This window comes from Brucella sp. JSBI001 (genome assembly GCF_026014005.1).
In the GTDB taxonomy this organism is placed as follows: Bacteria; Pseudomonadota; Alphaproteobacteria; order Rhizobiales; family Rhizobiaceae; genus Brucella; species Brucella anthropi.
The window spans coordinates 826586-849649 of the sequence record NZ_CP110339.1; the positions used below are offsets into that span (position 1 = coordinate 826586).

A 23064-nucleotide genomic window follows, 5' to 3' on the forward strand; every position below is an offset into this window, starting at 1 on the left:
CTAATTTAATTTGTTCTCTGTTCCGACGGAATATGGAACCGAACGCCCTCCTATTCAGTTATTGCGGCTAACAAGCCGAAGGTCACAACACGGCTAAAGAGGGGTTCATGGAGAGTATCGACCGTCTGGATTCCACGGTGCGTCCGATCACGTCGGCGCCGCCACGCCTGCCGACTCTGGCGGCAATGGCTGTTGCCGTTGCCATTCTCTACTTTGCAAAAGACGTCTTTCTGCCTCTTGCCATAGCGGTACTGCTGACATTTGCGCTTGCGCCGATTGTCGCCTTTCTGCGCAGGGCCGGTCTTCCACGGCTGTTCGCGGTGATTACCAGTGTGGCCAGCGGTTTTCTGATCGTCGCAGTCTTCAGCGCCGTCGTTGCCTTTCAGGTCTCCGAGGTTGGGCAGAATATTTCAATCTATCAGTACAACATTATCGAGAAGATCAGGACACTCAAGGAAGCGAGCTCAGACAACAGTTTCATTGACAGGCTCAACCGCTTTGCCGAGCGCATAGGCACGGAAATCAACAGGCCGGAACAGAAAACACAGGCGCTGCCTTCGGATCAGCCGGAGGAAAAGCCGCTGCTCGTCCAGATATTCGCGCCGCGCCATCCGGTTGAAACGCTCCGGAGCATAATCGAACCGCTCGTCGGTCCGCTGGCGACGACAGGTCTCGTCGTGGTTGTGGTGATTTTCATGCTGCTCGAACGGGAGGAGCTGAGGGATCGCTTCATAAGGCTGGTCGGCTATGGCGATCTTCACCGCACGACTGAAGCGTTGCAGGATGCGGGAAAGCGGGTTGGACAATATCTGCTGACGCAGCTTGTGGTGAATATTACCTATGGAGTGCCACTCGCTTTCGGACTTTGGATTTTGGGTATTCCGAATGCAGCTCTATGGGGAATGCTGGCAATCGTTTTGCGGTTCGTTCCCTATATTGGCCCGGTTATGGCGGCGATCCTGCCGCTGTTCCTTGCCTTTGCCGTTGCACCCGGCTGGAGCCTGCTCCTCTGGACAATCGGGCTCTTCGTCATCATCGAGCTTCTTATAAACAATGTGATCGAACCTTGGCTCTATGGCTCGCGCACCGGCCTTTCGCCGCTTGCAATCATCGTTTCGGCCATTTTCTGGACTTGGCTCTGGGGCCCGGTCGGGCTGGTCTTGTCGACGCCTCTGACGGTCTGTCTCGTGGTGCTGGGGCGTCATGTGCCGCAATTCGAGTTTCTGGAAATCCTGTTCGGCAACGAGCCTGTGCTCGATCCGAAGGAACGTCTCTATCAGCGCCTCCTGGCCGGAGACCCGGATGAGGCCACGGATAATGCCGAGGAAATGCTGGAACGGAAATATCTGGTCGAGTTTTACGGTTCGGTCGCGATCCCGGCGCTCCTGATGGCGGAGCGGGACCGTCTGCGCGGTGTTCTGACCGAGCCGCAATTGCAGATCGTTGACGAAAGCACGAAGACGCTGGTGGCCAATCTGGAACAGATTGCGAGCGAGGAGGAGGGGGACGACGAAGAGATCGCGATTGAGAATCCCGATGGCGATGTTAGCGCATCCGATCTGGAACTTCCCTCCGGCGAAGGCCGGTCGCTGCTGACATTCGGGGGACGAAAGGGGCTCGACGACACGGCTGCGATCATGCTGGCGCAGGTGCTTGCCGTGCAGGGCGCGTCGGCAGAAGCCGTCGTGCATGATGCGCTCAAGCCCGCCAATCTCAGGGCGCTGGATCTTTCCGACAGGGATACGCTGATAATCTGCTTTCTAGATCAGCAGGCGGCACGTCACGCCCGCTTTGCCGTACGTCGCCTGCGACGGCTGCGGCCCTCTCTGCGCATTGGCGTGGTGCTGTGGCACGATCCGAGCGAAGCACGATCCGTTGACCGGGAGGCGTTGCGGGAAGAAATGCAGGCGGATTTCGTCGCCTGCACCATGATAGAGGCCGTCGTGGAAGGCCTCTCTGAAATCGAACCGAAGCCCTTAAAGGCGGCAAAGAAAACGGTCCGCGCGCGGTCACGCAAGATGACGGCTGCAAAACCCGCTTAGATCGCGGCAAAGCCTTTTTCGAGGTCTGCAATGAGGTCCGGCACGTCTTCCAGACCAATCTGCAGGCGGATCACCGGGCCCGGATAGTCGCCCTTGGCCACGGTGCGATCATCGAGGCGGACATGAACCGCGAGGCTTTCATAGCCGCCCCAGGAATAACCGAGGCCGAAAATCTCCAGCGCATCGAGGAAAGCATGGGCTTCCTTCTGCCCGCCGCTGGCGAGCACGATGGAGAAAATGCCGGCAGAACCGGAGAAGTCCCGCTTCCAGATTTCATGACCCGGATGGCTTTCCAGTGCCGGATGCAGAACCCGGTCGACAGCCGGGTGGCTTTCAAGCCAACGGGCGACGTCCAGTGCGCTCTTGCGGTGATGTTCCAGCCGCACGCCCATCGTGCGCATGCCGCGCAGGATCTGGTAGGTATCGTCAGCCGATGTGCACAGTCCAAGCGTTCCGTGCGTTTCCAGAAGCTGCGGCCAGCATTTTTCATTGGCCGAAATCGTGCCAAACAGAATATCGGAGTGGCCGGACGGATATTTGGTCGAGGCATGGATGGTAATGTCCACGCCGAAATCGAGCGCCTTGAAGTAAAGCGGGGTGGCCCACGTATTGTCCATCATGACGATGGCGCCGCCCTTGTGCGCTTCTTCAACGATGGCCGGAATATCCTGCATTTCAAACGTGTTCGACGCCGGTGATTCCGTGAACACGACCTTGGTGTTCGGGCGCATCAGCTTTGCAATGCCAGAGCCGATCTCCGGATCGTAATATTCGACTTCCACGCCTATGCGCTTCAGGATCGTATCGGCAAAATGACGGGTCGGATTGTAGATCGAATCGACAAACAGCACGTGATCGCCGGGCGAGAGGAAGGCGAGAAGCGGAACGGTAACAGCGGCAAGACCGGACGGGACGCAGACCGTACCTGCCGAACCTTCCAGCGCATCAATGGCAGCGCAAAGCGCATCGCTGGTCGGTGTGCCACGCGTGCCATAAGTGTATTTCTGGCCACCGGTTGCCATCGTCTCTGCATCCGGGAAAAGCACGGTGGAGGCGCGGACAACGGGCGGATTGACGAAGCCATGATAATCGCGCGGCTGATAACCATCGTGAGCCAGCCGTGTGTTTATACCCAGCTTCTCTGTCTTGCCCTGCTGCTTAGTCACGAAAATGCCTCCAGACCATGTTGCATGCTATCCCACTGATTCTCGCCCACCGATTCTCGAACAAGAGGATTCTGCCGGGTCGCATCAAGGTCGGCTGCGGCAAAAAGATCTGCGATTCCGTTTGCGGCGGAAACTTTGAATACTTGGATAGGATGCGCGCGTTCCGGATGCAACCTCGCGTGCAATTTATTGCGTAAGAAGCTTTTGAAAGGGTATTTCTATTATGATGGCGTCAGGCACGGGAAGCATTTTTCTATATCCCTTTCGCGCGGCGCTGGAACTCCTTCGAGCTCTTCTGCGCCCGGCTTACAAGGGGGCGCCATCCCCATGGACGCTTGAAATGACCGCAATTGTGGTGCTTCTGCCGTTCATTATTCTCGTGCTGCATCTGTGGGATGCTGACATCGTTCGCGTCACGGCGCAGAGCACCAATTTTATCATGGAATTCCTGCGTGCGGTTACGGATGCGATTCGCACCATCGTCTGGCTGGCAATCGGCATTGTCGTCTGGCTCGTCACAGCGATACTGCTTTCGCCAAAACTGCGTGATAGTGCCAGACCGTGGTTCGTGAAACTCCATAGCTGGGCAACGTTGGTGCTGACGTCGATTGTTGTGGGGAGCATCCCGACTGAAATCGGTAAACTCGCCATCGGTCGGGCGCGCCCGTTCCTGCTCGATGACGTGGGCGCAGCCTATTTCTCACCGTTCAAAGGCCAGTTTCTTTATGAAAGCTTCCCGTCAGGTCACTCTATGATGGCTGGCATCATGATGGTCTCGCTTTGGATATTCCTGCCGCGCTGGCGCGTCCTTACAGCCCCGGCATGTTTTCTCTTCGGGATCAGCAGGCTTGCCGCGGGCGCACACTATCCGACTGACATCGTAGCCGGTCTGACGATCGGATTCGTGGCGACATGGTGGGTTGCCCGTTATATGGCGACGCGAAATATTATTTTTTCTTTGGATGGTGAAAGCGCGATGCCGCGCGTCTGATTTCTATCAGGAGTTGCTCTCGGCATTGCCCATCTAGGGTGGTAGTCAAATTTAACCAATTGAATTAATTGAGTTATAATGCCGTACTCCAACTGGTTGCGACATGATCTTCTCTGGAGAGGGTTTCTACCCAGAAATCGGGAAATCGTGTAAATTTTCAAATATTTCCCCCTCATCTTTTTTGGAGGCCAGCTCGCCGGGCTGCGTTATTGCCTTGACCAAAGGCAATTTTTCGCCTTCGATAAGACCCGTGAAGGCGGCAGGTTTGTCACTGCGCTCAAAAACAAGAATCGAAGACCGGAAAGCGGTCTCGGGCGAGGGGCAGCCTGCTGTATGGGCATGGGCTTGGGAGGTCACACGGCTTTTCCGACGGGTTTATGCAAAAATAAAGCAACAAGAGACGCTTGAGCCAAGGGTTCAGCGCTCTCCAGGGAACAAAAGGTTGCAGGCCAGATGAAAAAAACTCTTATGACGGGTGTATTGGGTGCGGCGGCGCTGTTTAGCGTAGCTTCGGGAGCATCCGCGGATACGCTTTCCGATGTGAAGGCGAAAGGTTTTCTGCAGTGCGGCGTTAATACGGGTCTTCTCGGCTTTGCTTCGCCCAACGACAAGGGCGAGTGGTCCGGCTTTGACGTAGACTATTGCCGCGCTGTGGCTTCTGCGATTTTCGGCGATCCAACCAAGGTGAAGTTCACGCCGCTGAACGCCAAGGAGCGTTTCACGGCCCTGCAGTCGGGTGAAGTGGACGTCCTGATCCGTAACACGACCTGGACGATCAGCCGCGACACTGCGCTTGGCCTTGATTTTGCTGGCATCAACTACTTTGACGGCCAGGGCTTCATGATCAATTCAAAGAAGCTGTCGGGCATCAATTCCGCATTGCAGCTTTCCGGCGCTTCCATCTGCGTTCAAGCCGGTACGACGACCGAGCTGAACATGGCCGACTATTTCCGCGCCAACAAGATGGAATATAACCCGGTTGTCTTCGAGAAGATCGAAGAAGCCAACGCCGCTTACGATTCCGGTCGTTGCGACGCCTATACGACCGATCAGTCCAGCCTCTACGGGGTTCGTCTGGCGCTTGCCAATCCGGATGATCACGTCATCTTGCCAGAAATCATCTCCAAGGAGCCATTCGGTCTGACCGTTCGTCAGGGCGATTCCAAGTGGGCGGACGTCGTTCGCTGGACCCATAATGCGCTGCTCAACGCCGAGGAATACGGCATTACGCAGGCCAATGTCGAAGAGATGAAGAAGTCCGACAATCCGGACATCAAGCGTCTTCTCGGTGTGGAAGCAGACACGAAGATCGGTACCGATCTCGGTCTCGACAATGACTGGGTGGTGAAGATCGTCAAGGGCGTCGGCAATTACGGTGAAATCTTCGAGCGCAATATCGGCGCCAGCAGCCCGCTCAAGATTGCACGTGGCATCAACGCCCAGTGGAACAAGGGCGGCCTGCAATACGGCGTCCCTGTGCGCTAACGGGCTCTTCTTTCCAGACTGATCATCGGCGGGTGCAGCAGCGCCCGCCGGATTTGTCGGCTCTGCAGTTTGTCCGTTTGCTACTGGCCTCGCATCGTGAGGGCATCTGAACGCTGACAAGCTGCATTTTGGAATTCAACCGCGTCTTGCAGGCCCGCAAGCTCGAGATGAGCCTGAATTGGGGATGGCAAGACCGAACGGTTCGGCAATCGATGTCTCGATTTCAGGAATTGCTCCGCAGATGCGGTCAGCCTTTCCTGTTTGAGGTCGATGCAGCCAGCCGAGAGGCACAGGAAACATATGGCTTCCTATTCTGCAACTGAACGTCGCCAGGACAGCGGCGGAACTTCGCTCCTGTACGATCCGCGGATTCGCGGTATCTTCTATCAGGTCATTGTCTTTGGTGCGGTCATTGGCGCGATCTACTGGATTGTCGGCAACACGGTCACCAATCTGCAGCGCGCAAACATTGCATCCGGCTTCGCCTTCCTCAATGGGCGTGCCGGGTTTGATATCAGCCAGACGCTTATTCAGTACAACAGCGATTCGAACTATGGCCGGGCCTTTCTGGTTGGCCTCGTGAATACGCTTTACGTTGCCGCGCTGGGTGTCATTACGGCATCGATCATCGGGTTTCTGGTTGGTATCGGCCGTCTTTCGCGCAACTGGCTGATCCGCAAGATCTGCACGGTCTATGTGGAGATATTCCGCAATATTCCGCCGCTGCTCGTCATCTTCTTCTGGTATTTCGGCGTTCTGTCGGTCCTGCCGCAGGCCCGCGACAGCTTCGCGCTCCCGTTGGGCACTTACCTGAACAATCGCGGCTTCTTCATGCCATCTCCTATATGGGGTGAGGGGGCGTGGCTTCTGCCGGTAGCGCTTCTCATCGGCATCGTCGCTTCGGTCATCGTTGCACGTTGGGCAAAACGCCGCCAGATGGCAACCGGCCAGTCCTTTCACACGATACGCGTGTCCGCCGCCCTGATTATCGGCCTGCCGATACTGGCGCTGATCGCGACCGGTTTTCCGGTTTCGTTCGACTCGCCGAAGCTCGGAACGTTCAATCTGACCGGCGGCGCACAGATCAAGCCGGAGTTTCTGGCTCTGTTTCTGGCGCTTTCCTTCTATACGGCGTCCTTTATCGCTGAAACGGTTCGCGCCGGCGTTCTGGGCGTCAACAAGGGGCAGACCGAAGCGGCTTATGCAGTCGGGCTCCGTCCCGGCCAGACGATGCGTCTCATCATCGTGCCGCAGGCGCTGCGCATCATCATTCCACCGCTCTCGAGCCAGTATCTCAATCTTATCAAGAACTCGTCGCTCGCCATTGCCATCGGCTATCCCGATCTTGTCGCCGTAGGTGGCACGATCCTCAACCAGACCGGTCAATCGGTCGAAGTCGTGGCGATCTGGATGGTGATCTACCTGGGCATCAGCCTGATTGTGTCCGGCCTGATGAACTGGTTCAATGCCAAGATGGCGCTGGTGGAGAGGTGACAATGGAAAACGCAGATCTCCAATATGTCCGCTCGCAGATGGTGGATGGCGAAGCGCCGCCACGCTCCGTGCAGGGCATTTCGCACTGGTTGCGCGTCAATCTGTTCGCAACGCCTGTCGATGCGGCGTTGACCATTCTCGGCCTGCTGGCCGTGGCGTGGTTCCTCCCGCCAATCATCGAGTGGCTGTTCTTCAAGGCCGTTTGGACGGGTTTGGATCGCACGGCCTGCCTGACTGTCGCGCAGGGCGGCACGCAACCGGAAGGCTGGTCGGGCGCCTGCTGGGCATTCGTGAACGCGAAATACGAGCAGTTCATCTATGGCCGTTATCCGATTTCGGAACGCTGGCGCGTCAATTTGACGGCGCTGATCTTCGTCGTCCTGCTGGTGCCGCTGCTGATTCCGAAGGCCCCGAAGAAGGCTCTCAATGCGATCCTGTTCTTCTTCGTGTTCCCGATCGTCGCCTTCTTCCTGCTGGTCGGCGGCTGGTTCGGCCTTCCTTATGTGGAAACGCCGCTCTGGGGTGGGCTTCTCGTCACGCTTGTGCTGTCCTTTGTCGGTATCGCCGTGTCGCTGCCGCTTGGTATCGTGCTGGCGCTCGGACGCCGTTCAAAGCTGCCGGTCATCAAGACCTTCTCGATCATCTTCATCGAAATGGTGCGCGGCGTTCCGCTGGTGACGGTGCTGTTCATGGCCAGCGTCATGCTGCCTTTGTTCCTGCCGCCGGGCGTGACTTTCGACAAGCTCCTGCGTGCGCTCATCGGCGTGGCGCTGTTCGCTTCGGCCTATATGGCGGAAGTGGTGCGCGGTGGTCTTCAGGCTATCCCGCGTGGGCAGTATGAAGGTGCGGATGCGCTGGGTCTCAGCTACTGGCAGAAAACGGGACTGATTGTTCTGCCGCAGGCGCTGAAGCTTGTCATTCCGGGTATCGTCAACACCTTCATCGGTCTGTTCAAGGATACGAGCCTTGTCTACATCATCGGCATGTTCGATCTGTTGGGCATCGTCCGTCAGAACTTTTCCGATGCCAATTGGGCTTCTCCACAGACGCCTGCCACCGGTCTCATCTTTGCGGGCTTCGTTTTCTGGATTTTCTGTTTCGCAATGTCGCGATACTCTATATTCATGGAACGACGGCTCGACACGGGTCATAAACGATAAGAATAAAGGGAATAATGGAAATGAGTGCACAAAACGCCCTCCCGCAATCCGAGCTGGGAATGGATGTTGACCGTTCGAAGATGCAGGTTTCCACAACCGATGTCGCCATCGAAATCACCAATATGCATAAGTGGTATGGTGAGTTTCACGTCCTGCGCGACATCAATCTGAAGGTCATGCGCGGGGAGCGCATCGTTGTTGCCGGACCGTCGGGCTCGGGCAAATCGACCATGATCCGCTGTATCAACCGTCTGGAAGAACACCAGAAGGGCAAGATCGTCGTCGACAATATCGAGCTGACCAACGATCTCAAGAAGATCGATGAAGTGCGCCGCGAAGTCGGCATGGTGTTCCAGCACTTCAATCTCTTCCCGCATCTGACCATTCTGGAAAACTGCACGCTCGCGCCGATCTGGGTGCGCAAGATGCCGAAGAAGCAGGCGGAAGAAATCGCCATGCACTATTTGGCCCGCGTGAAGATTCCGGAACAGGCCAACAAATATCCGGGCCAGCTTTCCGGTGGTCAGCAGCAGCGTGTGGCGATTGCTCGTGCACTGTGCATGAACCCGAAAGTCATGCTGTTCGATGAACCGACATCGGCTCTCGATCCGGAAATGGTGAAGGAAGTTCTGGACACGATGGTAAGCCTCGCTGCCGAAGGCATGACCATGATCTGCGTGACGCACGAAATGGGCTTTGCCCGTCAGGTTGCCAACCGCGTGATCTTCATGGATCAGGGCCAGATCGTCGAGCAGAACTCGCCGGACCAGTTCTTCGACAATCCGCAACACGAACGCACCAAGCTGTTCCTGAGCCAGATTCTGCACTAATCAGATTAGTGGCCTGAAATCGAAACACCCGCCGGTTCGCCGGCGGGTGTTTTTGTTTATTCGTCGTGCGGGCCTTCGCAGAACTGGATGCGATTGCCGAAGGGGTCGATGACCGCCATTACGCGGCCCCACGGCTCATTCTCAATTCCTGGTCGCATGAAGCGGTAACCGCGTGCGTTGACTTCTTTGTGCAGTTCCTCAACACCTTGCATGCGCACGAAAATATTGGCGCCCGGACTTCCGTCGCCGTGATGCTCGCTGAGATGCAGGACAAGCGCACCGCGGGAAACCTGCATATAAAGCGGCATTCCCTCGGCAAATCGATGCTCCCAATCCAGATTGAAGCCGAGAAAGCCGAGATAAAATTCACGGGCTTTCTCTATGTCGAAAATGCGAAAGATCGGACAGGTTTGCTCAAACTGGATTGCCATTCTGAAACGCCTTTGCGACTGATTATTCCGTGACACGGGAGAGGGAAGCAGTGACTGATTTTCAATGGGTGGAGAAACTCGTGCCTGAGCAATACAGCGAATTTCATGAGTTTTACAGTAAAGAATGGTGGACGAGCGAGCGGACGCTTGATGACGTCACTAACATGCTGGCCCATTGTGATTTGCTTCTGTTCTGCCTCGACGCAGAAAGTAGGATCGCAGGTTTCGCCCGCGTTCTCACGGACTTCACCTTCAAGGCGATGGTCTTCGATGTGATCGTGTCGGAGAAGCATCGTGGACAAGGGCTCGGACAAGCCCTTGTTGAACGCGTTCTCAACCATGAAAAGTTGAAGCGTGTGAAAAGTTTTGAGCTCTACTGCCCGGAACGGCTTGTGCCCTTCTACGAGAAGCTTGGCTTCGTGAAGGGCACATCCTCGTTACTTTTCAACCAGCGTTAGAACACCGATCTGACTGAATCAGGTCGGTGTTCTGAGTATTTGTTTCGTCGCATTTGCCTCACGCAAAACCGCTGCGCACTTTTGCTGGAAATGCTCTAATCCTCGACAAACCGGCGCAGGCGCTGGAGTGCGTCGTCCCACTGGTTGGAAACGGTTGCGAGATAGGCGCGGGCGTCAATCAATGGCGCAGGATGCAGGCGAAACCTGCTCTCCCGTCCGACCTTTTCCCGCTCGACCAGATTTGCCTGTTCCAGCACGGACAGATGCTTGGTGACGGCCTGCCGGGTGATGCTGCCGTTTTGCGACAGCACCACAATCGAACGGCTTTCGCCATCACTCAGGGTTTCGATGAGCGCCAGCCGGGTCGGATCGGCGAGCGCTGCGAAAACCATGGACATGTCCATACCGGTCATCTCTGGCCTATCATACATTTTCGACGTGTCTTTTGATGTTGCCGACCTGTTCCTCCCAGCCGCCCTCGTTCATCCGCAACGCCAGCGGCCGGCGTTCGGCAGGCAAGGCATCGAAACCACTTTCGACCACCGTCAGCCGCGTTCCGGTCTCGATCGGTTCCAGTTTGAATTCCACCAGCGTCGGCGGCTCCTTGGAATAGTCGATACTGCGGTCCACCGCATAGGGATGCCAGGTGAAGGCAAAGTAGCTCGGTGCCTTCATTTCCTTGATGAGTGATTCCCAAGGCTCGTGCTCGAAACCGGGATAGGTGATGTGGCCGGTCGAACGGGTGCCGACGATGAACGGCCCGTCGATCTTGACCTGAAACCAGCTCCCAAACTCTTCATGATCGGTGAGGGCGCGCCATACGCGGTCGATCCCTGCATGAATATCGACGGTTTTCGCGATGCGGTCAGTATTGCTTGCAATGGTCATGATATGCATCCTCCGTAATTGGCAACTTAATGGTTGCCAATATAGGGTACTTGACGAAATACGCAACTAAAAAGTTGCATATTTTATTCGGGTGCGGTCGCCTTGTCGAGAAGCGGGAACAACGTCACGAATTTTTCTGCAAGGGTGCGGTCGCCTATCACCTTGAGAATATTGGCGCTTTCCAGCACTGAAAGGGGCTGTCCGCCATAGATGGCGGCAGCCAGCATACGCGGTGAACTTTCGAAATGGAGATCGTATTTCTGCGCTGTGCCGCGCTCTATCCGAATCCCTTCATCGTTCAGCTGTGCGGTAAAATCTTCTCCGTCCAGACGGAGACCGATCACGGCGCGCATACCGAGAGCCCTGTCATGATCCATCATGGTTCTGAGCGACAGCAGGAATGAAGCTGTCGAAATCGGCAGGTTGGGATCATGCTTTGGTGAACGCGCGGCCCAACGACCCAACGTCTGAAGGATGGGTTCGCTCTCATAGCCCCATTCAGTCAGTTCGTAGACCTGCACCGATGCGGGAGGTGGAAGTTTTGTCTTGCGAAGAATGCCTGCTTCTTCCAGCCCTTCAAGCCTCTGGGTGAGGACATTTGCACTCACACCCGGCAGATCAGCCCGCAGATCGCTGAAGCGTTTGGGACCGAACATCAATTCGCGCATAACCAGAAGCGACCAGCGTTCCCCAATCAAATCAAGGGCATGGGCAGCAGCGCAAGCATCGTCATAACTGCGTTTGGCGGCTGGTTTTCCCGGTTTGGTTATTTTTTCTAACTTCATGGTTGCTAATTATAACTTATATGCCATTATGTACAAGCGAACTTTGAGTTCTTCCGATGCCAATTGCGTGAATTGCTTTACGCCCGGAAGGCTCAGGCATCGATTGCATGTCGGGCCTCAGACTCATGGCTCGATCTTATCGCCGGGGGAGCCGGGCAGGCGATAGATAATCGTAAAATAAAATCAGGCCACCTGGCCTTCCAACGGAGGAAATCTTATGCCGAAAATGATATTCGTGAACCTGCCAGTGAAGAATGTTGCGCAGTCGACCAGCTTCTACGAAGCCATCGGGGCTACCAAAAACCCAATGTTCTCGGACGAAACGGCTTCCGGCATGGTCTTTTCGGATACGATCCACGTGATGATCCTTGACCACGAAAAGTTCAGCCAGTTTACACCGAAAAAGATCGCAGATGCCAACACGGTCAGCGAAGTGCTGGTCTGTTTGTCCGCGGAAAACAAGGCTGAAGTCGATACCACCGTTGAGAAAGCGGTAAACGCTGGCGGTAAGGCGGATCCGGGTCCGAAACAGGACTATGGGTTCATGTATGGACGCAGCTTTGAAGATCTTGACGGCCATATCTGGGAGATAATGTGGATGGATATGGAAGAAGCCAAGAAGGTTATGGGCTGAGGAGGAAACAATGTCAGGTCTGACAATCTGTCTCTGGTTCGACAAGCAGGCCGAAGAAGCGGCGAACCACTATGTCTCGATCTTCCGCGCTTGCGGAAGATCGGCTTCCGTCGATGGCTTCATTCGATTTGAGCATGCACACCAGCCCGAAGGCACGGATGTGGTTGTGGCGAACTTCACGCTCGACGGGCAGGCGATATCCGGCCTCAACGGCGGGCCGACCTTCAAGTTTTCCCCGGCAGTTTCGCTTTTCGTCCAATGCAAGGATCAGGTGGAACTGGATATGTTTTGGGAGAAACTGATGGAGGGCGGCGCGCCGATGGAATGCGGCTGGCTGACGGACAAGTATGGCTTCTCGTGGCAGGTCGTGCCGCAGATGTTGCTGGATGTCCTGCAGAACGGCACAGCCGAACAGCGCCAGCGCGTGGCCGATGCCGTGATGAAGATGGTCAAGCTCGACGTTGCGACGCTCGAAGCTGCGCGCGACGCAGCTTAATTCCGCACGGCCGCAATGGCATCATAGCCATAGAGCCAGTCCAGATCCTTCAGGAAACTATCCGGACTGCGCATGGCGAAGAGCGTGTTGCGGCCAAGCGCGAAAATGCCGGTGGCGTGATAGGCGAACCTGTTCAACTGGCCGCGCTTGGCAACCGCAGCGATCCGCTCCTTGCGGACGGTATCGAAGCGCTTTAGTCCTGCTTCATGTTCGCCACTGTCCAGCGCCTCGGCAAGGGCCGCTGCATCCTCGATCGCCATGGCGGCACCTTGCGCAGCAAAAGGTGTGACCGCGTGCGAAGCGTCGCCGAGAAAAATCGTCCGGTCAGGCCCGACGAATTGAGCATCTGCCATTTCGAAAAGCGGCCAATAGGTCCACTCATTGGCAGCCTCCAGCACATCGCGAACGGGAGCGCTCCACTCCGCGTAGATGGAGCGCAAGCGCGCCGGATCGCCGGTTCTGGACCAGACTTCGCCGGGGTTTTCGCCCGTCGTGATGGCGACGAAATTGAAGAAACTGCCGCCCTTGACCGGATAGGTGATGAAGTGCGCTTGCCTGCCGAGCCATGCTGAAACTGCGTTGCTTGTTACAACAGCGGACGAAAACGATGCGGGGAGGGCATCCGCCGCGAGCGTAGTGCGCCAGGCAATATGGCCGCTGAACCTTGCCTTGCTGAAGCCTGCCTTCGAGCGCTCCGCCGACCAGACGCCATCGCAGGCGATCAGATATGCAGCGTCGACAGATTCTTCGGAATTGCCACGGCGGATAGTGGCTGCAACAGCGCCGTTTTCGACGCGATGATTTGTGATTTCAGCGCCGAGGCTGATGTCGATGCCGGGCTCTTCACGGCAGGCATCGAGCAAAGCGGATTGCAGATCGGCGCGATGGCAAACGACATAGGGATGGTGCCAGCGCTGAGAAGCCTTGTCGCCAAGCTTCATCTCCATCAGCGGACGCGCTTTGCGCCCATCCATGAGGTAGAGCGCTTCCGGCGTTACGGCTTGTGCAGAAAGACGGTCGGCAACGCCGAGCCGTTCCAGATGACGCATCGCATTGGGTGCAAGTTGCAGGCCAGCACCGACTTCCGAAAGGGTCTCGGCCTTTTCGACAAGGCGGACATTCCAGCCGCGAGCTGCCAGCTCCAATGCTGCCGACAGACCGGCAACTCCGGCCCCGGCAATCAATATGCGCCCTTTGCTCATGTCGATGAGATCATCCGGCATTCAGCCCCGTGAGGCTGCCCAGATCAGGCAGCTTTGTCGGCGGGTGCTTCGTAAACGCAGCCAGCCGGAACGGTTTCGTCGGCATGGAGCTTGGCGTTGTAGCGATAGAGGGTCGAGCAATACGGGCAAACGACTTCACTTTCATCACCCATGTCGAGAAACACGTGCGGATGATCGAAAGGCGGGTTTGCACCGACGCACATGAATTCCTTCACGCCGATTTCGATGGCCGCATGGCCGGCGTCGTTCTGAAAGTGAGGAATAATGTGATCGGACATAATATGCTCCGGTTCTGGTCGATGGGCGGTATGAGCATGATCCTGAACCGGGTCCCGGACAGGATCATGCATAGACATTGGCATGCGTGTACCGCGAAAGTCTTGTTTCCGGAAGCGTTTTCATCAATTCTGAGGACATTTCAAGCTAATTGCTATCAAACTGTCATATGACAGCCATAGGCTTAAGGCAGAGCCGGAATGTTCCGGCGGAAGTCGGGACAGGAAAAATGAGCGAAAACAGCGTTATGGCGAGCGAAACCCCCAACGCGATTGAAGGCGGGACACACGAAATGACAGCCGGACTAGCCCCCAACCCAACCGTCGTTCCCGATGCGGACGTAGCCCCTGACGTTCACAAAGCTTTGAACGGCGAATTGATGCAAAGTTCCGATCGCTTTGTGAATCGCGAGTTTTCCTGGCTGCAATTCAACCGGCGTGTTCTCGAAGAAGCCGCGAATATGCGGCAGCCTCTGCTTGAACGCCTGCGCTTCCTGTCTATCTCCGCCGCCAATCTCGATGAATTTTTCATGGTCCGCATTGCCGGTCTCGCCGCTCAGGTGCGCGCCGGTGTGGCGATGCGCAGCGCCGATGGACGCACGCCGCAGGAACAGCTCGACTTCGTTCTGGACGAAGTAGGGCGCTTGCAGGAAGAACAGCAGGAACGCCTGCGTATGCTGCGCGAGGAACTGGAACAGGACAGCATCGAGATTGTTCGCCCGTCGGCGCTTTCAAAGCCCGAAAAGGAATGGCTTGAAAACCACTTCCTCGAAACGATTTTCCCTGTCCTGACGCCACTCTCCATTGATCCGGCGCATCCGTTCCCGTTCATTCCGAACCTCGGCTTTTCCATCGCCCTGCAGCTTGCGCGCCGCGCCGATAATCATCCGATGACGGCCCTTCTGCGTATTCCGGTCGCGCTCAAGCGCTTCATTCAGTTGCCGACAGACCAGCAAAACACCTACCGCTTCATCACCATCGAGGACGCGGTGAGCCTGTTCATCGGGCGACTGTTCCCCGGTTACGAAGTGCGCGGCGCCGGTACGTTCCGCATCATCCGCGACAGCGATATCGAAGTGGAAGAAGAGGCGGAAGATCTCGTTCGTCTCTTCGAGACAGCACTGAAACGTCGCCGTCGCGGTCAGGTGATCCGCATCGAGTTTGATGGCGAAATGCCAGAAGCCCTGCGCGTCTTCGTGGCGACGGAACTTGGCGTTTCGGAAAACCGCATCAGCGTGCATGAAGGTCTTCTGGCGCTCAACATGATTTCGGAGATCGTTTCGATCCCGCGGGATGACCTCAAATTCGTATCCTACAATCCGCGTTTCCCGGAGCGTATTCGCGAGCATGGCGGCGATTGCTTTGCAGCGATTCGTGAAAAGGACATTGTGGTCCATCACCCCTATGAATCGTTTGACGTGGTGGTGCAGTTCCTGCGGCAGGCTGCAGCCGACCCGGATGTGCTGGCGATCAAGCAGACGCTGTATCGTACCTCCAATGACAGCCCGATCGTGCGCGCATTGGTCGATGCTGCAGAAGCGGGCAAGTCGGTAACGGCGCTGGTCGAGCTGAAGGCACGCTTCGATGAGGAAGCGAATATTCGTTGGGCACGCGATCTGGAGCGCGCGGGCGTTCAGGTGGTGTTCGGCTTCATCGAATTGAAACCCACGCGAAAATGTCGCTCGTGGTACGCCGTGAAGATCAGAAGCTGCGCTCCTATGTGCATCTGGGCACGGGCAACTATCACCCGATCACGGCGCGTATCTATACCGACCTGTCGTTCTTTACGTCGGACGCGGATATTGCTCGCGACGTGGCGCATATCTTCAATTTCATCACGGGCTATGCCCAGCCTGCCGAAGAGATGAAGATAGCGATTTCACCTTTCACACTTCGCGCGCGAATCCTCAAGCACATCGAGGACGAGGTTGCGCATGTGAAGGCGGGGCGTCCGGCTGCGATCTGGATGAAGATGAACTCGCTGGTTGATCCACAGATTATTGACGCGCTCTACGTGGCGAGCCAGGCGGGCGTGCAGATTGATCTGGTCGTGCGTGGCATCTGCTGCCTGCGTCCGGGCGTTCCGGGGCTTTCCGACAATATTCGCGCCAAGTCGATTGTCGGACGTTTTCTCGAGCACAGCCGCATTTTCTGCTTCGGAAATGGCAATGACCTGCCTTCCGACAAGGCAATCGTCTATATCGGTTCCGCCGACATGATGCCGCGCAATCTTGATCGCCGCGTGGAGACGCTTGTTCCGATCACAAATGCAACAGTGCATCAACAAATCCTGTCGCAAATCATGTTTGCCAACATAATTGATAACCAACAGAGCTATCAGCTACTTGCGGACGGCACCTCTCGCCGGATAGAAAAAGAAGCAGGAGAGGAAGCTTTCAACGCGCAGGAATATTTCATGACCAATCCTAGCCTGTCGGGTCGCGGAAAGTCGCTGAAGTCTTCGGCCCCCCGCCTTATCGCGCATCGCAAGCGCGCGCAGGCGGAAAGAAAAACGACTGCATGAGTCCAGCTGTAGCACAAGGCCGCCTCAAGGGACTCAAGCCCGTCGCGGTCATCGACATTGGCTCGAACTCGATCCGTGTCGTCATCTATGAAGGCATCGTCCGTTCGCCGACGGTGCTTTTCAATGAAAAGATACTTTGCGGCCTCGGAAAGGGCCTCGCGAAAACCGGCAAGCTCAACGAGAAATCCGTTGAAGCGGCCCTTCGTGCGCTGAAGCGTTTTCGCGCTCTGGCCGAACAGGCCGGCGCGGTTTCCATTCACGCGCTGGCGACTGCGGCTGCACGCGAAGCGAAAAACGGTCCGGATTTCATCGCACAGGCGGAAGCCATTCTCGGCCGGCACATCGAGGTGCTGTCCGGCAAGGAAGAAGCCTATTACTCAGCGCTCGGCATTATTTCCGGTTTCTTCCAGCCGAAGGGTGTCACGGGCGATCTCGGCGGCGGCAGCCTTGAGCTGATCGCGGTGGACGACCACGAGGTAGGCGAGGGGATCACCTTGCCGCTCGGTGGCCTGCGCTTGCAGGATATGTCCGATGGACGGCTGCCAGAGGCAACCAAGATTGCGCGCACGGAACTCGCAAAGGCGACGCTTCTGCAAGCCCATCAGGGCCAGGTTTTCTATGCGGTCGGCGGCACCTGGCGTAACCTTGCCAAGTTGCATATGACGGCGAAGAACTATCCCCTGCACGTCATGCACGGCTACGAGATGAATCCGGTGGACGCGCAGAGCTTCCTCAAGCGCGTTGCCAAGGGCAATCTCGACACGATGCGCGGCATTGAAGCTGTTTCGAAAAACCGCCGTCAACTTTTGTCTTATGGCGCCACGGTGCTGCTTGAGACGATCCGTCTGATGAAACCCTCCAAGATCGTTTTCTCGGCGCTCGGCGTGCGTGAAGGCTATCTTTATTCGCTTCTGCCGAAGAACGAGCAGCGGCTCGATCCGCTGCTGGCCTCGGCAGACGAACTGTCCATTCTGCGCTCGCGCTCTCCGCGTCATGCCCGCGAACTGGCAACCTGGACAACATTGTCCTTGCCGGTCCTCGGGTTTGACGAAACCGAGGATGAAGCGCGCTACCGACAGGCTGCCTGCCTCGTGGCCGACATAAGCTGGCGTGCGCATCCCGATTATCGCGGATCGCAGGCGCTGAACATCATCGCTCACGGCTCGTTCGGCGGTATCGACCACGCCGGACGTTCCTTCATGGCGCTTGCCAATTATTATCGCCATGAAGGGCTGATCGAAGACGAGATTGCGCCGGAGATCATGCAGCTCGCCACGCCGCGCCTGCGTGAACGGGCAAAGCTGCTTGGAGCCTTGCTGCGGGTGGTCTACCTTCTGTCGGCTTCGATGCCGGGCGTCATCCCACGCCTTATCTGGCGTGAGGAAGAAAGCGGCATTGCGCTTGTCGTACCGGGAGACCTGGCCGATCTGATTTCGGATCGTCCCGAAGGCCGCTTGCAGCAGCTCTCCAAGCTGACCGGAAAGAACATCTATTTCGCGGTTGGTGATGCAGCCATCGAGGGGACGCGGGAATAAGGCAGTAAGTGAGTAGGGCAGTAAGGCAATATGTTAATGCTCGCGTTAAACACACTGCCTTACTGCCCTATTGCCTTACTCCCCTAACTCAACCGCCCTGATCCGCCGGTTCTCGAACTTGATGACGATCTTGCCGTCGATCAGATCGAGGGCTTTCTGACCGAAAACCTCGCGACGCCAGCCATGCAGGGCAGGCACATTGGCCTTGTCGCCTTCCGAGGCGATCTTGTCGATGTCGTCGGAATTCGCCACGATCTTTGCCGCGACGCCGTGCTCTTCCGTCACAAGCTTGAGCAGAACCTTGAGGATATCTGCAGCGGCGGCGCTGCCTTCCGGCGAATGCGACGGCTTCGGCAATTTTGGCAAATCTTCCTTCGGGATTTCAAGCGCGGACTGGATCGCTGCGACAAGCCCTGCAGCCTGTGCCGAACGCTCCCAACCCTTCGGGATCGAGCGGAGACGGCCCAGTGCTTCCGCGTCACGCGGCTGCTGCTGTGCGATTTCGGCTATGGTGTCGTCCTTGATGATACGTCCACGCGGCACATTGCGCTCGCGCGCTTCGCGTTCGCGCCAGGCGGCGACAGCCTGCACAATCGCAAGTTCCAGCGGTTTGCGGACGCGTGCCTTGACCCGGCGCCACGCATCGTCAGGGTGCATGTCATAGGTTTCGCGGGAAGTCAGCACCGCCATTTCCTCGTTCACCCACTCGCTGCGACCTTCTTTCTCAAGTTCTTCCTTCAGATAGAGATAGATATCGCGCAGATAGGTAACGTCGGCCAGTGCATAGTCGAGCTGCTTGTCTGAAAGCGGGCGACGGCGCCAGTCGGTAAACCGGGACGACTTGTCGATCTGCTTGCCGGTGACCTTCTGCACAAGCTGGTCATAGGAAATGGCATCGCCAAACCCGCAAACCATTGCCGCTACCTGACTGTCGAAGACAGGCGACGGGATGAGATCGCCGAGGTGGAAGACGATTTCGATGTCCTGCCGTGCTGCGTGGAAAACCTTGACGATCGTCTCGTCGGCCATCAAGCGGAAGAACGGCGCGAGGTCGAGCCCCGGCGCAAGCGCATCCACAAGCGCCGTATGGTCAGGCGAGGCCATCTGGATAAGGCACAATTCCGGCCAGAACGTCGTTTCACGGATGAACTCCGTGTCGACTGTAACGAAATCGGATTTGGCGAGGGCGGATACGGCCTCTTCGAGAGCCTGTGTTGTCGTAATCAGATGCATGTCTACCTTTTAGAGCATTTCCAGCAAAAGTGCGAAGCGGTTTTGCGTCGGATAATGCGACAAAACAAAGAGACAGAGCTTTGCCGCTTGTCGCGAAATAATCAGGAACTGGCGCTCCACTTAATACGCACATAGTGTTTTTTGTCGACACGTTACGTCAAGGTGGTTTAACACCAAAACCCGCAGGGAATGCAGACTTGACAAAACCCGGTCAAAATGCGCTTTTCCGCGAGAATTTAAAGCGTTTCCGTCAGCAAGGACTGACTTATTATTCCAAAGGCAGAAATCATGCACCGTTACCGCAGCCATACCTGCGCAGCCCTTCGCAAGACGGACGTTGGTTCGAACGTTCGCCTTTCCGGATGGGTTCACCGCGTCCGTGACCATGGCGGCATTCTCTTCATCGATCTTCGCGATCATTATGGCATTACCCAGATCGTGGCCGATCCCGATTCGCCCGCCTTCAAGGTTGCCGAAACCGTTCGCGGCGAATGGGTTATCCGTGTCGATGGTGAAGTGAAGGCCCGCGCAGGCGATGCGGTCAATACCAATCTGCCGACCGGCGAAGTCGAAATCTTCGCAACCGAAATCGAAGTGCTGGCCGCTGCCAAGGAACTGCCGCTGCCTGTATTCGGCGAGCCGGACTACCCGGAAGATATCCGCCTGAAGTACCGTTTCCTCGACCTTCGCCGTGAAACGCTGCACAAGAACATCATGAGCCGCACCAAGATCATTGCCGCGATGCGTCGCCGCATGACCGAAATCGGCTTCAATGAGTTCACCACGCCGATCCTGACAGCTTCCTCGCCGGAAGGCGCGCGCGATTTCCTCGTGCCGAGCCGTATTCATGAAGGCAAGTTCTACGCGCTGCCGCAGGCGCCGCAGCAGTACAAACAGCTTCTGATGGTTGCCGGTTTCGACCGCTACTTCCAGATCGCGCCGTGCTTCCGCGACGAAGACCCGCGGGCAGACCGTCTGCCGGGCGAGTTCTACCAGCTCGACCTCGAAATGAGCTTCGTGACCCAGGAAGAAGTATGGGAAACGATGGAACCAGTCATGCGCGGCATCTTCGAAGAGTTTGCCGAAGGCAAGCCGGTGACGCAGCAGTTCCGTCGCATTGCCTATGACGATGCGATCCGCACCTATGGTTCGGACAAGCCGGATTTGCGCAACCCTATTGAAATGCAGGCTGTGACCGAGCATTTCGCCGGTTCGGGCTTCAAGGTCTTCGCAAACATGATCTCCAACGATCGGAAGGTCGAAGTCTGGGCAATTCCGGCCAAGACCGGCGGTTCGCGCGCATTCTGTGACCGCATGAATTCCTGGGCGCAGGGCGAAGGCCAGCCGGGTCTCGGCTATATCTTCTGGCGCAAGGAAGGCGACAAGCTTGAAGGCGCTGGTCCGATTGCCAAGAACATCGGTGAAGAGCGTACGGAAGCGATCCGCACGCAGATGGGTCTCGAAGACGGCGATGCCTGCTTCTTCGTTGCCGGTCTGCCGTCCAAGTTCTACAAGTTCGCTGGCGATGCCCGCACGCGCGCTGGTGAAGAACTGAACCTCGTCGATCGTGATCGTTTCGAACTGGCATGGATCATCGACTTCCCGTTCTACGAATGGGACGAAGACAACAAGAAGCTCGACTTCGCACACAATCCGTTCTCCATGCCGCAGGGCGGTATGGACGCTCTGGAAAACCAGGACCCGCTTGCGATCAAGGCTTACCAGTACGATCTCGTCTGCAACGGCTTTGAAATCGCCTCGGGTTCGATCCGTAACCAGCTGCCTGACGTGATGGTCAAGGCATTTGAAAAGGTTGGCTTGAGCCAGCAGGATGTGGAAGAGCGTTTCGGCGGTCTTTATCGTGCGTTCCAGTACGGTGCACCTCCGCATGGCGGCATGGCTGCCGGTATCGACCGCGTCATCATGCTTCTGGTCGGTGCAAAGAATCTGCGCGAAATCTCGCTGTTCCCGATGAACCAGCAGGCACTTGATCTTCTGATGAACGCGCCTTCGGATGTGTCGCCCGCGCAGCTGCGCGACCTGCATATTCGTCTGGCTCCCGTACAGAAGAGCTAAACGACCTCTATAAAAAGTAAAAACCCGGCCTTGAGCGGGGTTTTTTATTAGGTGAAAAAAGCCCGGTGAGTCTTCTCACCGGGCTTTTCATTTTAGTTGTTAGCGTCGACGCTGACTTTGAGAAGCTGGATGATCTTCGTCGGGTCCAGCGATGCGGTGGCAACGATGGAAGCGAAGGTCACCGGCTGGTCCGGCGATGCGCTGATGGTCAGCGACTTCGGATCGTCGAAGAACTTGTCGGATGCGGCCTTGAGCTGCTGGGCAAAATCCGGGTTCTTCAGCTGTGTCGCCATCAGCGGAACCATCATCTTCATCTGCTCGCCAAGCTGCTTGCCATCCGCGCCCTGCTGCTTGCCGTAATAGTCGAGAAGCTTCTGGGTCAGGGTTTCGTTGTCGAAGCGGATCGACAGGTTCTTCAGGTTCAGCTGTTCCGCCAGACCCAGAATTGCAAGTCCGGCAGCATCCTTGTCTGCGTCGGCCTTGCTCATGTTTTCCTGTGTCTTCTGGACGGCTTCGAGGAAGGCCAGATCATAGCCACCGAGGCTGCCGGTGATGTTGATCTTGCCAAGTTCCTCGGCCTGAAGTTCCAGCTGGTCCAGCGATGTGTCGCCCGAAGTCGGCGACCAGCTGCCCTTGGAGTTCAGCGAGCCGTTGAAGGTGTTCATGTCGAGCGGTGCAAGCGGGTTCTTGCCGCCCTTCTCAAAGGTCGCGTCGATATTGGCGATGGTCCAGACATAGCCGATCTTCTCGGCCTTGTTGGAGGTGTCGAGCGACAGGTCGAAACCCTTTACAGTGGCGCCATCCGTGCCGGGGGTGCCGAACTGGATTTCGTCAATCTTCAGCTTGTCATACATGACCATGCTGTCGAGCGGACCCTTGGCGGTTTCCGACGGAATATGCACGTTCTGCATGGCAAGGCCCTTGATCTCGGCCTTGTCGTTCTTGTCTTCCTCGCCAGCAAAGGCAAGATCGGGCACGGTGACCTGTTCGATGCTGTAGCCGCCGTCCGGCGCATCCTGAACGTTCTGGAGCGTCACGTCGCCGAGGGCGGTTTCTTTTTCGCCCACCGTCGGCAGCTTGATCTTGGTGCCCTGGAGCACGATGTCGGAGCCGTTCGCCTGAACATTGGCGAAGCTCAGTTCGCCGCCCTGTTTCGCATAAAGTGCCTTGATACGCTCGGCGACTGCATTGGCGTCAGCTGCCATGGCCGCGCTGCCGAAAATCAGCGAAAGCGCTGTACCTGCAGCCAAAACACGTGCCGCTGGCTTGATATTGACGAAAACCTGCATTCGAAGCTCCTGCCTAATCTCTAATATAGCGCGGCATTCATAGGCGGAA

Annotated in this window: 21 protein-coding genes and 1 pseudogene; 12 read left to right on the forward strand and 10 right to left on the reverse strand. The window is 56.8% G+C overall.

What is annotated here, in order from left to right:
- The first annotated feature begins 107 nt into the window (after positions 1–107).
- The gene (locus LJ361_RS03920) at positions 108–2042 is read left to right on the forward strand and encodes an AI-2E family transporter (RefSeq protein WP_043062584.1); all 1935 of its coding nucleotides are present in this window, start codon (positions 108–110) and stop codon (positions 2040–2042) included.
- On the opposite strand, the gene LJ361_RS03925 is transcribed toward LJ361_RS03920, so the two are convergent.
- The gene (locus LJ361_RS03925; protein ID WP_010661059.1) at positions 2039–3208 is read right to left on the reverse strand and encodes a cystathionine beta-lyase; all 1170 of its coding nucleotides are present in this window, start codon (positions 3206–3208) and stop codon (positions 2039–2041) included. The genes LJ361_RS03920 and LJ361_RS03925 overlap by 4 nt on opposite strands.
- A 223-nt stretch (positions 3209–3431) precedes the next feature.
- Here LJ361_RS03925 and lpxE point away from each other — a divergent pair, with 223 nt between their 5' ends.
- Entirely contained in the window at positions 3432–4199 is a 768-nt protein-coding gene (gene lpxE / locus LJ361_RS03930) for a lipid A 1-phosphatase LpxE (protein WP_010661060.1), read from the forward strand.
- A gap of 126 nt (positions 4200–4325) precedes the next feature.
- Here the strand turns inward: lpxE and LJ361_RS03935 are convergent, their stop codons facing one another.
- Positions 4326–4556 carry a hypothetical protein gene (locus LJ361_RS03935; protein ID WP_010661061.1) on the reverse strand — a complete coding sequence of 77 codons (231 nt, stop codon included), beginning with the start codon at positions 4554–4556 and terminating at the stop codon, positions 4326–4328.
- Positions 4557–4652: 96 nt separating this feature from the next.
- Here LJ361_RS03935 and LJ361_RS03940 point away from each other — a divergent pair, with 96 nt between their 5' ends.
- The 4 genes from LJ361_RS03940 (at position 4653) to LJ361_RS03955 (ending at position 9168) form a co-directional block, all read left to right on the forward strand.
- The gene (locus tag LJ361_RS03940) at positions 4653–5684 is read left to right on the forward strand and encodes an amino acid ABC transporter substrate-binding protein (protein WP_010661062.1); all 1032 of its coding nucleotides are present in this window, start codon (positions 4653–4655) and stop codon (positions 5682–5684) included.
- Between the two features lie 300 nt (positions 5685–5984).
- Entirely contained in the window at positions 5985–7178 is a 1194-nt protein-coding gene (locus tag LJ361_RS03945; protein ID WP_029925148.1) for an amino acid ABC transporter permease, read from the forward strand.
- A 2-nt stretch (positions 7179–7180) separates the two neighbouring features.
- The gene (locus LJ361_RS03950) at positions 7181–8338 is read left to right on the forward strand and encodes an amino acid ABC transporter permease (protein ID WP_191192417.1); all 1158 of its coding nucleotides are present in this window, start codon (positions 7181–7183) and stop codon (positions 8336–8338) included.
- Positions 8339–8358: 20 nt separating this feature from the next.
- Entirely contained in the window at positions 8359–9168 is an 810-nt protein-coding gene (locus LJ361_RS03955; RefSeq protein WP_012092357.1) for an amino acid ABC transporter ATP-binding protein, read from the forward strand.
- 56 nt (positions 9169–9224) lie between these two features.
- On the opposite strand, the gene LJ361_RS03960 is transcribed toward LJ361_RS03955, so the two are convergent.
- Positions 9225–9599: a glyoxalase superfamily protein gene (locus LJ361_RS03960; RefSeq protein ID WP_029925143.1), complete on the reverse strand. Its 375-nt coding sequence runs from the start codon at positions 9597–9599 to the stop codon at positions 9225–9227.
- Positions 9600–9649: 50 nt separating this feature from the next.
- Here LJ361_RS03960 and LJ361_RS03965 point away from each other — a divergent pair, with 50 nt between their 5' ends.
- Positions 9650–10057 (forward strand): GNAT family N-acetyltransferase, encoded by a 408-nt coding sequence (locus LJ361_RS03965; RefSeq protein WP_191192418.1) that lies wholly within the window; start codon positions 9650–9652, stop codon positions 10055–10057.
- A gap of 95 nt (positions 10058–10152) precedes the next feature.
- On the opposite strand, the gene LJ361_RS03970 is transcribed toward LJ361_RS03965, so the two are convergent.
- The 3 genes from LJ361_RS03970 to LJ361_RS03980 form a co-directional block, all read right to left on the reverse strand.
- On the reverse strand, positions 10153–10470 hold the full coding sequence (locus LJ361_RS03970) for an ArsR/SmtB family transcription factor (RefSeq protein WP_029376230.1): 318 nt from the start codon (positions 10468–10470) through the stop codon (positions 10153–10155).
- 10 nt (positions 10471–10480) lie between these two features.
- Positions 10481–10945 (reverse strand): SRPBCC family protein, encoded by a 465-nt coding sequence (locus LJ361_RS03975; RefSeq protein WP_010661069.1) that lies wholly within the window; start codon positions 10943–10945, stop codon positions 10481–10483.
- An 83-nt stretch (positions 10946–11028) separates the two neighbouring features.
- Positions 11029–11730, reverse strand: coding sequence for a winged helix-turn-helix transcriptional regulator (locus LJ361_RS03980; protein ID WP_191192419.1), 702 nt, complete (start codon positions 11728–11730; stop codon positions 11029–11031).
- A gap of 217 nt (positions 11731–11947) precedes the next feature.
- On the opposite strand from LJ361_RS03980, the gene LJ361_RS03985 reads away from it, so the two are divergent.
- Both LJ361_RS03985 and LJ361_RS03990 read left to right on the forward strand, forming a co-directional pair.
- On the forward strand, positions 11948–12364 hold the full coding sequence (locus LJ361_RS03985; protein ID WP_010661071.1) for a VOC family protein: 417 nt from the start codon (positions 11948–11950) through the stop codon (positions 12362–12364).
- A 10-nt stretch (positions 12365–12374) separates the two neighbouring features.
- Positions 12375–12860, forward strand: a complete 486-nt coding sequence (locus tag LJ361_RS03990; RefSeq protein ID WP_010661072.1) for a VOC family protein — start codon at positions 12375–12377, stop codon at positions 12858–12860.
- Here LJ361_RS03990 and LJ361_RS03995 read toward each other — a convergent pair.
- Positions 12857–14062: an FAD-binding protein gene (locus LJ361_RS03995; protein ID WP_191192447.1), complete on the reverse strand. Its 1206-nt coding sequence runs from the start codon at positions 14060–14062 to the stop codon at positions 12857–12859. The genes LJ361_RS03990 and LJ361_RS03995 overlap by 4 nt on opposite strands.
- Before the next feature lie 44 nt (positions 14063–14106).
- The gene (locus LJ361_RS04000) at positions 14107–14361 is read right to left on the reverse strand and encodes a zinc-finger domain-containing protein (protein WP_010661074.1); all 255 of its coding nucleotides are present in this window, start codon (positions 14359–14361) and stop codon (positions 14107–14109) included.
- A 290-nt stretch (positions 14362–14651) separates the two neighbouring features.
- Between LJ361_RS04000 and LJ361_RS04005 the strand changes: the two are divergent.
- Positions 14652–16882, forward strand: a pseudogene (locus LJ361_RS04005) (RNA degradosome polyphosphate kinase).
- Positions 16879–18417, forward strand: coding sequence for an exopolyphosphatase (gene ppx, locus LJ361_RS04010; protein ID WP_036588491.1), 1539 nt, complete (start codon positions 16879–16881; stop codon positions 18415–18417). The pseudogene LJ361_RS04005 and the gene ppx overlap by 4 nt, the downstream one beginning before the upstream one ends.
- Positions 18418–18492: 75 nt before the next feature.
- Here ppx and rnd read toward each other — a convergent pair whose 3' ends face one another.
- Positions 18493–19650, reverse strand: a complete 1158-nt coding sequence (gene rnd, locus LJ361_RS04015; protein ID WP_010661077.1) for a ribonuclease D — start codon at positions 19648–19650, stop codon at positions 18493–18495.
- A gap of 288 nt (positions 19651–19938) precedes the next feature.
- Between rnd and aspS the strand changes: the two genes are divergently transcribed.
- The gene (gene aspS / locus LJ361_RS04020) at positions 19939–21726 is read left to right on the forward strand and encodes an aspartate--tRNA ligase (RefSeq protein WP_036588488.1); all 1788 of its coding nucleotides are present in this window, start codon (positions 19939–19941) and stop codon (positions 21724–21726) included.
- Positions 21727–21818: 92 nt separating this feature from the next.
- Here the strand turns inward: aspS and LJ361_RS04025 are convergent, their stop codons facing one another.
- Positions 21819–23015 carry a hypothetical protein gene (locus tag LJ361_RS04025; RefSeq protein ID WP_010661079.1) on the reverse strand — a complete coding sequence of 399 codons (1197 nt, stop codon included), beginning with the start codon at positions 23013–23015 and terminating at the stop codon, positions 21819–21821.
- Positions 23016–23064 lie beyond the last annotated feature (49 nt).

What these genes read in the sequence shown, in the direction of transcription:
- LJ361_RS04000 (WP_010661074.1), bottom strand. Translation starts at nt 14,361, where the DNA reads ATGTCCGATCACATTATTCCTCACTTTCAGAACGACGCCGGCCATGCG.
- LJ361_RS03985 (WP_010661071.1), top strand. Translation starts at nt 11,948, where the DNA reads ATGCCGAAAATGATATTCGTGAACCTGCCAGTGAAGAATGTTGCGCAG.
- LJ361_RS03970 (WP_029376230.1), bottom strand. Translation starts at nt 10,470, where the DNA reads ATGACCGGTATGGACATGTCCATGGTTTTCGCAGCGCTCGCCGATCCG.
- LJ361_RS03995 (WP_191192447.1), bottom strand. Translation starts at nt 14,062, where the DNA reads ATGAGCAAAGGGCGCATATTGATTGCCGGGGCCGGAGTTGCCGGTCTG.
- LJ361_RS03950 (WP_191192417.1), top strand. Translation starts at nt 7,181, where the DNA reads ATGGAAAACGCAGATCTCCAATATGTCCGCTCGCAGATGGTGGATGGC.
- rnd (WP_010661077.1), bottom strand. Translation starts at nt 19,650, where the DNA reads ATGCATCTGATTACGACAACACAGGCTCTCGAAGAGGCCGTATCCGCC.
- LJ361_RS03960 (WP_029925143.1), bottom strand. Translation starts at nt 9,599, where the DNA reads ATGGCAATCCAGTTTGAGCAAACCTGTCCGATCTTTCGCATTTTCGAC.
- ppx (WP_036588491.1), top strand. Translation starts at nt 16,879, where the DNA reads ATGAGTCCAGCTGTAGCACAAGGCCGCCTCAAGGGACTCAAGCCCGTC.
- aspS (WP_036588488.1), top strand. Translation starts at nt 19,939, where the DNA reads ATGCACCGTTACCGCAGCCATACCTGCGCAGCCCTTCGCAAGACGGAC.
- LJ361_RS04025 (WP_010661079.1), bottom strand. Translation starts at nt 23,015, where the DNA reads ATGCAGGTTTTCGTCAATATCAAGCCAGCGGCACGTGTTTTGGCTGCA.
- LJ361_RS03980 (WP_191192419.1), bottom strand. Translation starts at nt 11,730, where the DNA reads ATGAAGTTAGAAAAAATAACCAAACCGGGAAAACCAGCCGCCAAACGC.
- LJ361_RS03990 (WP_010661072.1), top strand. Translation starts at nt 12,375, where the DNA reads ATGTCAGGTCTGACAATCTGTCTCTGGTTCGACAAGCAGGCCGAAGAA.
- lpxE (WP_010661060.1), top strand. Translation starts at nt 3,432, where the DNA reads ATGATGGCGTCAGGCACGGGAAGCATTTTTCTATATCCCTTTCGCGCG.
- LJ361_RS03940 (WP_010661062.1), top strand. Translation starts at nt 4,653, where the DNA reads ATGAAAAAAACTCTTATGACGGGTGTATTGGGTGCGGCGGCGCTGTTT.
- LJ361_RS03945 (WP_029925148.1), top strand. Translation starts at nt 5,985, where the DNA reads ATGGCTTCCTATTCTGCAACTGAACGTCGCCAGGACAGCGGCGGAACT.
- LJ361_RS03920 (WP_043062584.1), top strand. Translation starts at nt 108, where the DNA reads ATGGAGAGTATCGACCGTCTGGATTCCACGGTGCGTCCGATCACGTCG.
- LJ361_RS03975 (WP_010661069.1), bottom strand. Translation starts at nt 10,945, where the DNA reads ATGACCATTGCAAGCAATACTGACCGCATCGCGAAAACCGTCGATATT.
- LJ361_RS03955 (WP_012092357.1), top strand. Translation starts at nt 8,359, where the DNA reads ATGAGTGCACAAAACGCCCTCCCGCAATCCGAGCTGGGAATGGATGTT.